Source organism: Alcanivorax sp. UBA3183, assembly GCF_002364155.1.
Lineage (GTDB): Bacteria > Pseudomonadota > Gammaproteobacteria > Pseudomonadales > Alcanivoracaceae > Alcanivorax > Alcanivorax jadensis.
In genome coordinates, this window is record NZ_DEXN01000043.1 from 109174 (window position 1) to 122401 (window position 13228).

The 13228-nt window shown below is 56.1% G+C and carries 12 protein-coding genes; 1 reads left to right on the top strand and 11 read right to left on the bottom strand.

Going from position 1 to position 13228, the window contains the following annotated elements; all coding sequences use genetic code 11:
• Nucleotides 1–25: 25 nt before the first annotated feature.
• The 6 genes from B3Q33_RS13495 to B3Q33_RS13520 all read right to left on the bottom strand — a co-directional run bounded on the left by B3Q33_RS13495 (nt 26) and on the right by B3Q33_RS13520 (nt 3807).
• Nucleotides 26–400, bottom strand: coding sequence for a transposase (locus tag B3Q33_RS13495; protein ID WP_286828036.1), 375 nt, complete (start codon nt 398–400; stop codon nt 26–28).
• Nucleotides 401–472: 72 nt separating this feature from the next.
• A complete protein-coding gene (locus B3Q33_RS13500; RefSeq protein WP_273010143.1) occupies nt 473–874 on the bottom strand; it encodes a hypothetical protein in 402 nt (133 codons plus the stop codon).
• An 83-nt stretch (nt 875–957) separates the two neighbouring features.
• Entirely contained in the window at nt 958–1800 is an 843-nt protein-coding gene (locus B3Q33_RS13505) for an IS3 family transposase (protein WP_273010172.1), read from the bottom strand.
• Between the two features lie 11 nt (nt 1801–1811).
• On the bottom strand, nt 1812–2186 hold the full coding sequence (locus B3Q33_RS13510) for a transposase (RefSeq protein WP_273010142.1): 375 nt from the start codon (nt 2184–2186) through the stop codon (nt 1812–1814).
• A 140-nt stretch (nt 2187–2326) separates the two neighbouring features.
• On the bottom strand, nt 2327–2866 hold the full coding sequence (locus B3Q33_RS13515) for a hypothetical protein (RefSeq protein ID WP_273010141.1): 540 nt from the start codon (nt 2864–2866) through the stop codon (nt 2327–2329).
• A 116-nt stretch (nt 2867–2982) separates the two neighbouring features.
• On the bottom strand, nt 2983–3807 hold the full coding sequence (locus B3Q33_RS13520; protein ID WP_273010140.1) for an alpha/beta fold hydrolase: 825 nt from the start codon (nt 3805–3807) through the stop codon (nt 2983–2985).
• Between the two features lie 334 nt (nt 3808–4141).
• Here B3Q33_RS13520 and B3Q33_RS13525 point away from each other — a divergent pair, with 334 nt between their 5' ends.
• Nucleotides 4142–5128 (top strand): integron integrase, encoded by a 987-nt coding sequence (locus B3Q33_RS13525; protein ID WP_272998228.1) that lies wholly within the window; start codon nt 4142–4144, stop codon nt 5126–5128.
• A 79-nt stretch (nt 5129–5207) separates the two neighbouring features.
• On the opposite strand, the gene gcvPB is transcribed toward B3Q33_RS13525, so the two are convergent.
• The 5 genes from gcvPB to B3Q33_RS13550 form a co-directional block, all read right to left on the bottom strand.
• Nucleotides 5208–6674 (bottom strand): aminomethyl-transferring glycine dehydrogenase subunit GcvPB, encoded by a 1467-nt coding sequence (gene gcvPB, locus B3Q33_RS13530; RefSeq protein WP_273010139.1) that lies wholly within the window; start codon nt 6672–6674, stop codon nt 5208–5210.
• Nucleotides 6671–8047, bottom strand: a complete 1377-nt coding sequence (gcvPA, locus tag B3Q33_RS13535; RefSeq protein WP_273010138.1) for an aminomethyl-transferring glycine dehydrogenase subunit GcvPA — start codon at nt 8045–8047, stop codon at nt 6671–6673. Before gcvPA ends, gcvPB begins: the two co-directional genes overlap by 4 nt.
• A gap of 157 nt (nt 8048–8204) precedes the next feature.
• The gene (gene gcvH, locus B3Q33_RS13540) at nt 8205–8591 is read right to left on the bottom strand and encodes a glycine cleavage system protein GcvH (RefSeq protein WP_063519506.1); all 387 of its coding nucleotides are present in this window, start codon (nt 8589–8591) and stop codon (nt 8205–8207) included.
• 172 nt (nt 8592–8763) lie between these two features.
• On the bottom strand, nt 8764–9843 hold the full coding sequence (gene gcvT, locus B3Q33_RS13545; protein WP_273010137.1) for a glycine cleavage system aminomethyltransferase GcvT: 1080 nt from the start codon (nt 9841–9843) through the stop codon (nt 8764–8766).
• A 420-nt stretch (nt 9844–10263) separates the two neighbouring features.
• Nucleotides 10264–13224, bottom strand: a complete 2961-nt coding sequence (locus tag B3Q33_RS13550; protein WP_273010136.1) for an Ig-like domain-containing protein — start codon at nt 13222–13224, stop codon at nt 10264–10266.
• Between the last annotated feature and the right edge of the window lie 4 nt (nt 13225–13228).

Genomic DNA, 13228 nt, shown 5'->3' on the forward strand with positions numbered 1-13228 from the left:
AGCCAATTGCAGAGGTACCTGACGCCTAGTCTTCGTCCGTTTTCCTGGATGAATCTAAATCGCTCTGATGTCGATCCGACAGATACCGTTGCCACTTTTTTAGAAGGTCATTCTCCTTCTGCAAGCGGGCGTTTTCCCGTTTGAGCTTATCGAGCTCTTTCAGCTCCTCGGCGGAGGGGGCTTTCTTTTCTTTCATCACACCAACACGCTTTCGGCCATCTGGCTTGATCTTGCCTTCTCGATATTCCTTGCGCCACCTCGAAAGCATCATCGGGTGGATATCCAACCCAGCTGCCACTTGCTGAACCTGAATGCCTTCCTGACAGCTAAGCTCAACGGCCTTTACTTTAAAGTCTGTCGAATACTGCCAGGTCTTTCTCGGATTGTTGTATCGGGGCATATGCCACCTCCTCTGGTTAGGAGAAGGTGTCCACTAAAGCGGGGGAACTACATTGTCCCTAGCAGCACTTTGTTAGGCATTTTTCTTTAACTGCTTTGCTCTCAACTTCATGTACTCAACTTTTCGCAAACTCTCTTCGCCTTTCGCCTTAATCAGGGCCTGAGACCACAGCCCCTTATCAATTTTTCCATTGTCATATTCTTCCTCGGCTTGCGCATAGAGGTCGGCGCTTTTTTGCTCCAGATTGAACTCGACTCCATCTTTCATATCCCTCATCGCGCCAAAAACATTTGAAACCATGGTAGAACCACTTTCATCACTACCCAATTTGTTTATGGCAATGAAAAATATGACAATACTGATAATGGACGTTACGACAAGGGCCAACCCATCTTCTCCAGTCACTTTATAAATAGCCCAGCCGATTGGATACCAGGGTATTGCACCAAGTATTAATGCTTTTATGAACTTCATTGTTACTCCTTAATTGCTCGTTCTTGCATGCCTAACGCTGCCATCACGCGCTTGTTGATCTGCTACCACTTTCGTGGACACTTTTAGGCACACGCCCGCACATAGCTTGCCGGACTTTGATACCCAATCCCAGAGTGAAGCCGCTCCCGATTATAGAACTCGATAAACTCAACAATCCCGGCAACCGCTTCAATATCATTTTCAAACTTACGCAGATGAACCAGTTCCGTCTTTAGCGTATGGAAGAACGACTCCACCATCGCATTATCCAAGGGCGTTGCCTTTCGGCTCATGCTCCTGCGCAATCCCGCAGCAGCCACCAGATCTCGATATTCATGAGCGGCATATTCAATGCCCTGATCCGAGTGAAAAACACAACCCAAGCGAGGCTGCTCACGTGACAGCGCCATTCTTAACGCACTCTTAGTCAGCTCGCTGTTTCGCTTACGGCTGAATGACCAACCCACAACCCTGCGGCTATACAGATCCACGACTACCGCGTGATAAAGCCAACCCGAGCCCGTTCGGATATAGGTAAAGTCTCCGGCCCAGTGCTTGCCCTCACTGTCAGCAGATTCCTCCGCCCCCAGCACATTCCCTGCTGAACTGTAGAACTCATGCCTTCCCGGATTCCAGACGTACAATCCTTTGCTGGAAGCATGAATTCCGGCTTCTTTCATCAACCGCGATACCCGACGGACACTGCAGGTAAAGCCATTTTTGCGGAGTTGCTGGTGAAGTCGTCTAGCGCCATAGGCTCGCCGAAATCCCTGATGCAGCTCGACCATGGCCTCTTTCAGCCTTCCATCATACTGACTTCGCTCACTCTCAGACCGTGAACGCCAGGCATAATAACCACTCCTCGACACGCCAAGAAGCTGACATAAACGACGCACATCCCGACCTTGGCGGTTCTTCTCAACCAGCTCGTAGAGCCTTACTTTTTCCGCTGGAAGAACCGCTCGGCCTTTTTTAGTAAATCGATCTCATCGTTTCGATTCTCAAGCTCTCGCTCGAGCTTTTTGATGCGCTTTTCAGCTGCCGCGAGCTTCTCCTCTGCTTCCTTCGCAGGATCCGCTCTGCTCGCGCGACGTTTCGGGGATGGCGATGACGATGACGATTTCATGTGCTTGTTCTCCCTGAGCTCCCCTCGCCGGTGCTCCATCTGCCAGCGATAAAGCATGACCGGGTGGATACCCAGAGACTCTGCCACATCCTTGGACCTAACGTCAGGGTGATTCGCCAATTTAACGGCTTGGAGTTTATAAGCCAGGGTATAACGGTCGTAATTTCTCTTTCTTGTGTGTCCCACACTGCACCTCTCTTATGAACAGAAAACTCTGTCCACAAAAGTGGTTACAGATCAGTTTGGGTGAAGTGGCGGCTTTTTTGCGTGTTTTTGCAAAAAAGGTGACAGTTTACCCAAATCCGGCAAGATGCACTTGTTAGCTTTCACTTGCATGCCTCGGCAATTCTGTTATGTGCGACATCAACGGCATACCAACAAGAGCAATCCTTTTTTTCCGGTAAAGTATTCTGAGCTACAACGAAATGAAGCGTAAGCTCTTTGTTCGATGGATATTTGGCGATTTTTATATTGATTCGATTTTTATCCATTGATACCGGATAGTTCTCTCGTGAAATAAGGCCAAGGTTAAGCCTTGACGCTAACCAATCTCCATCTTCAGTTCCGATGACCACTAACTTATTGTCCTTTTCCCATTCCCAAGCATCCAGCCCTTCACCCGAACAACCATCGCCTTTGCCTTCAAATTGATTCCAAGCACACGTGAATTCTAATTCCTTGATTGCATCCGATGACTTAACCTTTAACAGTGCTGCAATACTGCTTTCCACTTCCATACCTTCAGGAAGAAATGGCGGTATTTCTATTAAGATAATTCTCGCATCAGAAAGGTCACCCTCAACAGCTTTAACTGTAAAGGATACTTTTCCGATTGACGTTGTAATTGAGTCTTCGACTACCTTCAATATATGCACCATTCTCTATAAGAAGCTAACGCCTGAGCTCAGCGGCGTTTGAGGCGACGTCCGTTTTTGCGGCAGCAAAAATGGGTGGCGGGTCAAACGTCCGCTGCAGCGATTTGTTAGGCGCCGACTGCGACAACGCTTGGCTCCTCGACCTCCAACAAGAAACGCTCGGTAGCAGCCAACACCACGCCTGGATTTTCCTTGTGTGGTACATGTCCGAAACCCTCCAAAACTAGGGCTTGGGAATAGCCCGAGGATTCTTCTGCTATGAGTTTCGGAAATGCCACAGAACCGTATTCATCAGTGTCCCCGTGAATTGCAAGAACAGGACAACTCAGATTTTTGAGATGAGAGCTGAGGCTCCAATCTGAGAAGTTGGGATGCAGCCATGTTTCCGTCCATGCCTCCAAGACCCACCGAGCCTTCTCACCGTGGTATTTCGACAACTTATCCAGATGGCCGGGCTGGTTGAAGAATTGCTTTGCGGCCTCAATGCCCCGCCGAGTTTGTTCTTCAACGAAAGCCTGAGCCGATTCTGTTATGACGCTGGAGCAGAGGCTCGATTGCGAATGAATGCTGGCAATAGCAATGGCCATGCCGCCACCGACACTGTGCCCAAACGGGACAACGGTTCCCAACCCCAACGAGGAACACAATGCCGGAAACACTGACTCTGCTTCTTCATCGATAAATCGGAGCGATGGCGGCTCCGAAACTACAGATGACTGCCCAAAGCCGAGCCGATCATAGGCTATGACCTCGCGCCCAAGTTTCTCTGAGAGTTGAGCCGGGAATTCCCGCCAAAGTGCCACGCAACCAAGCGAATCGTGCAACAGCACAATGGCTGACTTGTCGGATGATTCGGCCGGCCACCAACGACTGACGAAGATCTGTCCGCCCGGAACTTCGATGTGCCTTTCTTCAGACTTCACAGTTTGCATAAATGTTCTTCTAGGCGCCTAACAGCGTATTAATTAGAACGTTCCGTATAACTCGGTTCCTTATAACTCTGAACCCAGCACACACCCACCCCAAGGAAAATCCTGCCATAACAATGGCTTGAGTGGCTATAGCCAATCTCCTACAACACGGAGTTATAAGGAACGTTCCTTATAACTCCTTGCGCATCGTGGCTTTTGATGAATTTCATCTTTCCCATATATATCAATACGATAGCGATCCAGTAAGCGGCAATTTCACGAATTTGGTACTGATTCCGTTGAAAATGGAGGTAGGCAGCTGAGATACTGTCATTTTGGACAGTATGGAGTTGTCATGGATGACATCCCCCGCTCTCTCCCCGAGAAGCCCGTAAAACTGATGGACCAGTTTCGCTTCTGGCTCAGGCAAAACCAGTACAGCTACCGGACAGAACAGACGTATGTCCATTGGGTGATCAAGTACATTCGCTACCACCGGCTGCGCCATCCTTCCACGATGGGAGCCAGGGACATTGAGGCGTTTCTTTCCTATTTATCTGTACAGCGTTATTGCAGTCCCTCGACGCAGAAAATCGCCCTTAATGCATTGAACTGCTTCTATCGGCGCTTTCTTCAACAGGATTATGGTGAATTGAGCTTTCGTCAATCTAGACGCAAGCCCCGGATCCCAGCTGTTTTTTCTGAACAAGAGGCTGAAGCCGTGATTGCTTTACTCCCGGAACCCTCTCAGCTTGTGTGCGAACTGCTTTACGGAGCAGGCTTGAGAGTTTCAGAGGCGCTTCGTATTCGGATCAAGGATCTGGATTTCGACCGGATGATCATCACCGTGCACCAGGGCAAAGGCGACAAGGACAGGAGAACCCTGCTCCCGAAGACTTGCGAATCCCGTTTGCGCGATCAAATTGATATTGCATCCAACCTTTACGACATGGATCGTAAAAATGGCATTGGTCCTGTGTGGATGCCCCATGCTCTCAGCAGAAAGTACCCTGGGGCAGGCTCACAAAAAATCTGGCAATTTATCTTTCCTTCCAAAGAGCCTGCCAGAGATCCTCAGACCGGTATCATACGCCGCCATCATTATCATCAGGACAATGTTCGCAAGCATGTTAAGCAGGCTGCGGCAGAAGCCGGGATAACCAAACTGTGTGGGCCTCACACCTTCCGCCATTCCTTTGCAACTCACTTGCTGGAAAAAGGCTATGACATCCGCACAGTGCAGGAGCTGCTGGGGCACAGCGACGTGTCGACCACCGAGCGGTATCTGCATGTGATGAATCGGGGAGGACTGGGGGTGATCAGTCCGTTGGATCGCGGGTGATATATAAAAAAGAACCCGGCATTCGCCGGGTTCTTGTTCGCCATGCGAGCATGGCTCCTACGGTTTTTGTGGCCGGGAATCAGTCTGTCCAGGTCAGGTCCAGTTCTCTGGCTGCCTTTACGTCATCCAGGCGACGGACCGGTTGGGTGAAGGGGGCTTCTTTCACCATGTCGGGTTCGTTGCGCGCTTCTTCCAGGATGGCGGCCATGGCCTCCACGAATTCGTCCAGGGCTTCCTTGCTTTCGGTTTCGGTGGGTTCGATAAGGAAACACTCCGGCACCAGCAGCGGGAAGTAGGTGGTGGGCGCGTGCTGGTTGTAGTCCAGCAGGCGCTTGGCGATATCCATGGCGGTGACACCCAGTTCTTTCGCTTCTTTGGCGAAGGTGAGGATGAACTCATGGCTGGCGCGGCGATCCGGGTAGGCGGCGGTGCAGCCTACGGCTTCCAGACGCTTGAGCAGGTAGTTGGCCGCCAGGGTGGAGAATTCGCCCACGCGGATCATGCCTTCGCGGCCCAGCGAGCGAGCGTAGAAATAGGCGCGCAGCAGCACACCGGCATTGCCCATGAAGGCACTGAGGTGACCAATACTGGTATCCAGAGTATCGGTATCGATCCAGTGGTAGCTGCCGTCGTCCCGCTGGCCAGCCATGGGCGTGGGCAGGTAAGGCAACAAACGCTCGGACACACCCACCGGGCCGGCACCGGGACCGCCGCCGCCATGGGGAGTGGCGAAGGTCTTGTGCAGGTTCATGTGGATCACGTCGAAGCCCATGTCGCCGGGACGAACTTTACCGAGGATAGCGTTCAGGTTGGCGCCATCGTAATAAAGCAGTCCACCGGCTTCGTGGACGGCTTTGGCGATGTCTTCAATCTGCCGCTCGAACACGCCACAGGTGGACGGGTTGGTCATCATCAGGCCAGCGGTCTGCGGACCGCAGGCAGCCTTGAGCGCTTCCAGATCCACGTCGCCATCCGGGCCGACCGGCACTTCACGGACCTTGTAGCCACACATGACGGCGGTGGCCGGGTTAGTGCCGTGGGCGGCGTTGGGGATCAGGATTTCAGTACGCTGATCGTCGCCACGGGCATCGTGGTAGGCACGGATCATGGCCACGCCGGCAAACTCACCCTGGGCCCCGGCCATGGGGGCGAGGGATACGCCCTTCATGCCGGTGACTTCTTTCAGGAAGTTCTGCAGTTCGAACATGCAGCTGAGGAAACCCTGGCTGTGGCTTTCCGGCGCCAGCGGGTGGCGGTTCAAAAAGCCCGGCAGCATGGCGGCACGGTTGGCGCCACGGGGGTTGTACTTCATGGTGCACGAACCCAGCGGATAGAACTGCTTGTCGATGGCGAAGTTCTTGCTGGACAGGTTGGTGTAGTGGCGCACCACCTGCATTTCAGACACTTCCGGCAGGCCCGGCTTTTCCTTGCGACGCAGGTGCGCAGGAATGGCGGACAGCTTGTCGTCACTCAACGCTTTAGGCGCTTGAGAGGTGGCGCTACGACCCGGGTGAGACAGTTGGAAGATCAGTTGTGTCTCGCTCATGCCATTTCCCTCCATTCGTTGAGGACACTCTTCAGTGCTTGTTCGAACAGCTGCAAATCCTGCTCGGAATGGACTTCGGTGGCGTTCACCAGGATCGCACTGTTCATGTCGTAGTCGCCGGCCAGGCTCACACCGCCCAGCACGTCTTTCTCGGCCAGGGCCGCCAGCACCTGATCCGCCGGTTTCGGCAGGGTGAGCACCACTTCGTGGAAGGTGGGCGCGGTGAAGGCACGCTCAACGCCGTCGATGGCGGTGAGCTTGTCGGCCAGTGCCTGGGTGTTGGCATGGCAGTGGGCCGCCACATTGCCGAGGCCGTCCGGCCCAAGCAGGGAGGTATAAATGGTCGCCGCGGTCATGGCCAGGCCCTGGTTGGTACAGATGTTACTGGTGGCCTTGGAGCGACGAATGTGTTGTTCGCGGGCCTGCAATGTCAGGGTGAAACCCTGCTTGCCTTCCATATCCACGGTGCGGCCGATGATCCGGCCCGGCATTTGCCGAACGTGTTTTTGCTTGCAGCACATGAAGCCGAAGTACGGACCACCGGAGGACAACGGCACACCCAGCGGCTGCCCTTCACCCACAACGATATCCGCACCCTCTGTGCCCCATTCACCGGGAGGCGTCAGCAGCGCCAAAGAAGTGGGGTTCACCACACCGATGACCAGCATCTTGTTGGCATGGGCCCAGTCGGTGAGCGCGTCCACTTCTTCCAGTGAACCGAAGAAGTTGGGCTGGCTGATCACCAGTGCGGCGTAGTCTTCGCCTTCAAAGTCTTTCAGGGCATCCAGCGGGGTCTGCCCGGTAGCGGCATCAAACCCGACCCTTTGCAGCGCCACGTCCTGGTTTTCCACGATGGCCTGGGTGGCGCTGGTGTAACGCGGGTTCAAGGCAGTGGGCACCAGCACCTTGCGGGACTTGCTCTTGCGATTGGCACGCAGGCTCATCAGCACCGCTTCGGCCAGACCGGAAGCACCGTCGTAGACGGAGGCATTGCTCACGTCCATGCCGGTGAGGCGAGTCATCAGGGTCTGGAATTCGTAGATCACCTGCAGGGTGCCTTGGCTGGCCTCCGCCTGGTACGGGGTGTACGCCGTGTAAAACTCACCCCGAGTGGCAATTTCCCATACCGCCGCCGGCACGTGGTGCTGGTAAGCACCGGCACCGATGAAACTGACCGCGCCGGCATCCTGGGCAGCGCGGTCACTCATCAGCCGGGTCACTTCCATTTCGCTCAGGCCTTCAGGCAAGGCATCGAGCTTGCCAGCGGCTTTCAGGTGCGCAGGAATCTCATCGAACAAATCTTCGATGCTGTCGGCGCCAATGGCGTCGAGCATGGCACGAACGTCATCGGGGGTATGGGGGATGTAGGGCATGGGGGCTACCTGGATAGGTTGGGTGTTGGCTTTGCATTCCTCAGCACTGAAAACGTGTTGAGGATCAGCTACGAGCCACGAGCTTCGAGCTACGAGAAAAATCTTTTACTCGCAGCTAGTAGCTAGAAGCTCGCAGCTGCGAATAACGGTAATGCCGTTATTCGCTATCGATCTGCGCCTGGTACTGGTCGGCGGTGAGCAGGTTGTCCAGCTCGCCTTCGTCGGTCAGCTGCACTTTGAACAACCAGCCGCCTTCATAGGGAACGTTGTTGACCAGCTCCGGCTCGTCTTCCAGTGCTTCGTTGATTTCAACGATTTCACCGGACACCGGGCTGTAGATGTCGGAGGCCGCTTTCACGGATTCCACCACACCGGTTTCATCACCGGCGGCCACCACCTGGCCCACTTCCGGCAGTTCCACATAGACCAGATCGCCCATGGCATCCTGAGCGTGGTCACTGATACCAACGGTGGCAACACCGTCTTCTACCTTGGCCCATTCGTGGCTGGCGGCATAACGCAGCTCGGCTGGAATCTCGCTCATTGTTTTCTCCTGTTAAGAGTCGCTTGCACGCGACACGCTTCACGCATGCACGCTGAAATAGTAAATGTGTTTTCGCAGGAGCTTGCTTGCAAGCGAATTCCCCCGAGGGTACCGCGAGCAGGTTCGCTTGCAAGCAAGCTCCTACAGCAGGTTTCGATTACCGTTGTGGAACTTACAGCTCTTTGTACACGACCTCGCCATTACGCACGAACGGCGGCTTGACCACTTGGGCGACCTGGCGTTTGTTGCGGATTTCCACATCGACCTTGCCGGTGGCGCCAGCGGGCAACCGCGCCAGGGCGATGGATTTCCCCAGTGTGGGCGAGAAGGTACCGCTGGTGATTTCCCCTTCTTCGCCATTGGGCATCAATACTTTCTGGTGGGCGCGCAATACACCCTTGCCTTCCAGGATCAGGCCCACCTGCTCGGCATGGCCATTTTTCTTCTGATTCAACAATGGCTGGCGACCGATAAATTCCCGGTCGTTCACCATCACTGTCCACCCCATGTTGGCTTCCCACGGCGTGATGGTGTTATCCATGTCGTTGCCATACAAATTTAGGCCTGCTTCCAGGCGTAGGGTGTCACGGGCACCCAGGCCAATGGGCGATACGCCGGCCTCGAGCAACTGCCCCCACAACGCCACTGCATCCGCGTTGGGCAACATGATTTCCACGCCATCTTCGCCGGTGTAGCCGGTGCGGGCGATCATCCAGTCACCGTCTTGCGCGAAAGCAAAAATTTTCAGGCTGTTAACCGCCTCGGCACGGGCGCCGCTGAGCAGCCCCGCAAGCGTTTCACGGGCCTTCGGCCCCTGGATGGCCAGCATGGCCAGTTCCGGGCGCTCGTGAATATCCACGGCAAAACCGCCAGCCTGCTTTCCCATCCAGTCCAGGTCGGTCTCGCGGGTCGCGCAATTTACCACCAGTCGGTAGCCATTGTCCTGCTTGTAGACGATAAGGTCGTCGATCACGCCGCCATTGTCGTTAAGCATGCCGGTATACAGGGCGCGGCCCGGGTCAATGCGGTCCACATCGTTGGCCAGCAGCTGACGCAGGTAATCACGGGCACCAGCGCCGGCAATATCCACCACGGTCATGTGGGAGACATCAAACACCCCGGCATTTTGACGCACGGCGTGATGCTCCTCGATCTGGGAGCCATAATTGATCGGCATATCCCAGCCGCCGAAGTCCACCATCTTGCCGCCAGCGGCGAGATGGGCGTCGTATAAAGCTGTGCGGTGAGCCATAAAAAGCACCATGGAACGAGTGAGTGGGGAATTATATCGACACGGGGCCGAGCGGCATAGGCTGGGCCGGGAATCCGTATCCACAAAAAGGTTCATCGCGACATTGAGTGATAAGCGGATTTCAGGGGTTATCTCTTTGCTTAGCCCTGACAACCGCTTGACGCCGGATGCCCGACGACAGACGCTTGCATTCAAAACCTGAAAACCTGGGCATCCCTCAAAAGAGGGGCCGAATAGCGACAACCATTCAGGCTATGGGATGTTTCCTCGGGCATCCGGCATCGTGCGTTTGGCAAAATGCGGGGTACTCGCGATAAACCCATCAAGCAGCCAGAAGCGTGTTACTCATTCTAATCCGCAATGAACCACAAAAAAGCCGGCCCGCAGGCCGGCTTGATGATCGCCGTCGTCGACGATGACTTACTGCGGTTTCTTGATGGACCCGCTCTGGAAGGTAAGGTTCACCCCGCCAGCAGGGATCTGCAGGTCGATGGTGGCCAATGCCCCGCCAATACGCACGTCGATGTTCTGCTCCGCCAAGCTCAGCAAACCGATGACCAGACGGCCATCGGGGAGGAAATCCACCGGACCGGACAACTGGAGGTCATCCAGCGGGTAACTGTGCAGGTTGAATGGCAGACCCAGCGGCGCCTCCATTTCCGGCGCATCGAGCAGCAAATCCAGCGTAGTGTCGAACATCAGCTGATCTTCAGCGGCGTCGTAGCGGATCCAGCCCGTTAGCGGTTGTGTCCGATTGCCATTGCCATCGGCATCGTAGCGGCCACGCATCACCAACGGTTCGGTGGGCACGTTCGGGCTTACCAGACCGGCAATCTGTGCGTAGACGTCGGTGTTGGTTGTGATCAGCACCGGTGGGTACAGCGTCACTTCCACCGCCTGTTCAACTTCGCTCCAGCCCACAATATCCGCGTTGATACCGCCGTTGAGATAGGTGAATTTATCCGCCGGACAGGTTTCGTTGATATCGCAGCCAATGTTTGCCGCAGTGGCAATCCCGCCGGTATCCGTCACCGCCAGTTTTGCCGCATTAGTGGGCGTCGGGTACTCCCCACTGCCCGGCGGCGTTTCCTGCGCTTTGATTTCGGTATCTTCCAGCGCGAAGTTGGCATTCACATCCGCCTTGGGCAGGTTACGCAGCGGCAACAACACATTGTCGGTGGCCGCGGCTCCTGTGAACGCAATCGCCATATCCGGCCCGCCTTTATCCGCATCCGGGCCCAGCAACTGTGCGGTCTGCAAAGGCATGTCATCTTGCGAACAGATTACCTCACCGGCGCAACCTGCCTGCTCATGGGACGTAAGCACATAGCGGTACAACACACCATTTTCCCAGGGCTGTTGAGGAGTAATGGTCAGCTTGCGAGTTTCCATGCTCAGGTGAGCAGGCACGGTTTCCAGGCAGTTGCCGGCCGTATCAATTTTCTCCACCCGCACGCTGCCTTGCCCACAGGTGGTGCCAAGCACCATGCTGTCGGCCGCCATATTCCGTGAGAACTGCACCTCGATGGGTCGGTTGGCTGGCAGCGTGGGCACCGGCAAGCTGTCACCGGCATCATTTTGATAGGCACTGGCGCACTCACCCTGAATACCGTTAGCCAGGTCTTCCGTACCGGAATAAATGCCGCAGGGGAAGCCCGGATACACGGTGGTGGTATACGGTGTGCGTGGACTGCTCGTCGTCGCGTCCGGCATGGCGAAGTCGAGGGTTCCCGGGTTCGCCGGGTTACCGCTCAGGTCCTGCACGCCATCGGTGAACACCACTTGATAGTCCGTACCAAAGTCCAGCGGGTCATTCGGTGTTAGCACCAGTGACGCGCCATCCAGGTGCCACTGAAACGGCACGTCTGTGCCCTGCCGGGCGATAGAAACGGTGGACCCCGGAACGATGGTGTCCTGGTTCGGGGTTTCATCGAAGTTCAGCACCACCGGATCGCCGGGACGGAAGCGGTCGGCGAAATCGCCGGGCTGCCAGCTTTGCAGGCTGGGGCCAGTAATATCGACTTCAGGCTCTGGTGCGGTGGTCTGGTCTGCGTAGGATTCCATGTGGAAGCTCAACACGCCGTAAGCGGTTTCCACGCCTAACACTTCCGGCTCGATCACCCCGATAGCGTCAATCACCATACGGCCGTCGACCACAATGGCGCGCCCCACCAACTCCACTTGCAGCAGAGTTTGGGTGAAGGCGCCGTTGGCGCGGGAATCTGCGGTGGAGAAAGCCAGATCCAGGGTCAGCTGTACTCGCCGCGGGGCTTCCGGGCTGGCGCTGTAAGGCGCTGGCGACAGGGTGCCGGAGGCATCGGACAGGAAGCTGACGGTAACATCACCGGAATCGAAGCCCGCCGGCAGCTGGCCGCCAATTAGCACTTCCAGCGGCTCGCCTTTGAGCAGCGAACCTTTGCTGATGCGCAGTGGCGTGGCGCCCGGGAAGTCGGGCACGAAGGCCAGTTCTGCAAACACGTTACCGGACAATTTGGACACCGTAGTGTCACCCAACAGCTTGGCAATCAGCGGCACACAATTGATCGGCTCGCCACTGAGCGGCGACAGCATAACGCCGTCCTCACCACAGGCCTTGGTAGGGTCCGCGGCCATGGCTTCAAGCACCAAGGTTTCCCGCGGGGTGGAGTCCTGCGGGGTCAGGGTAATACTGCTTTCCCCGCTGTAGGCAACACCGGTTTCACTGGTCAGCCCGGCGTCCAGTGCCAGGGTATAGGCCACGCCTGGGCTCAGATCGTCCTTCGGGTCCAGGGTCAGCCGGGTGCCGCTCACCAGCAGGGTGGCATCCACCGGGTTGCCCGTATTGTCATTGAGGCTGACAGTGGTGTCGTCCACGGTGGCTCGGTCCAGCGGCTGCGAGAACTGCAGGTGGACGGTGGAAAAGTCCATGAAGGGCTGGTCGCCATCGCCGGACGGCATTTGCCGGCTGATCACCAGCTCATCGGCGTTTTGCTGCTGATCTTGCGGTCCCTTATCAGCCGAGCCGGTGGTGAAGTTCAGGGTGCCGTCACTGAAACCGTCCAGGTCGATGCCGTTCAGGCTCAGGGTGTAGTCGCTGTTGAAGGCCAGCGGCAGGCGCGGCGTGATGACCACGGAGCGGCCCTGATCGGCCTCGCTCATGTCCACGTCGACAGCACCGTCCGGGCCGGTAAGGGTGATATCCGACAAGGCCAGACCCGGTGCTTCGGAGAACTGCACCACCAATGGCGCGTGCACGGATATCTGTTCCTGCTGGTCTGCCGGGTAGCTGTAGAACACCTGCCCGCTGTTGCGGCCACTGTAATCCACGGTCTGCTCACTGCCACCACCACCGCAGGCGGTGAGCACCAGTGCGGCAGCGAAAAGTACGCTCGTTCGCATCATTGTG

What these genes read in the sequence shown, in the direction of transcription:
- B3Q33_RS13495 (WP_286828036.1), bottom strand. Translation starts at nt 400, where the DNA reads ATGCCCCGATACAACAATCCGAGAAAGACCTGGCAGTATTCGACAGAC.
- B3Q33_RS13500 (WP_273010143.1), bottom strand. Translation starts at nt 874, where the DNA reads ATGAAGTTCATAAAAGCATTAATACTTGGTGCAATACCCTGGTATCCA.
- B3Q33_RS13520 (WP_273010140.1), bottom strand. Translation starts at nt 3,807, where the DNA reads ATGCAAACTGTGAAGTCTGAAGAAAGGCACATCGAAGTTCCGGGCGGA.
- B3Q33_RS13525 (WP_272998228.1), top strand. Translation starts at nt 4,142, where the DNA reads ATGGATGACATCCCCCGCTCTCTCCCCGAGAAGCCCGTAAAACTGATG.
- gcvPB (WP_273010139.1), bottom strand. Translation starts at nt 6,674, where the DNA reads ATGAGCGAGACACAACTGATCTTCCAACTGTCTCACCCGGGTCGTAGC.
- gcvPA (WP_273010138.1), bottom strand. Translation starts at nt 8,047, where the DNA reads ATGCCCTACATCCCCCATACCCCCGATGACGTTCGTGCCATGCTCGAC.
- gcvH (WP_063519506.1), bottom strand. Translation starts at nt 8,591, where the DNA reads ATGAGCGAGATTCCAGCCGAGCTGCGTTATGCCGCCAGCCACGAATGG.
- gcvT (WP_273010137.1), bottom strand. Translation starts at nt 9,843, where the DNA reads ATGGCTCACCGCACAGCTTTATACGACGCCCATCTCGCCGCTGGCGGC.
- B3Q33_RS13550 (WP_273010136.1), bottom strand. Translation starts at nt 13,224, where the DNA reads ATGATGCGAACGAGCGTACTTTTCGCTGCCGCACTGGTGCTCACCGCC.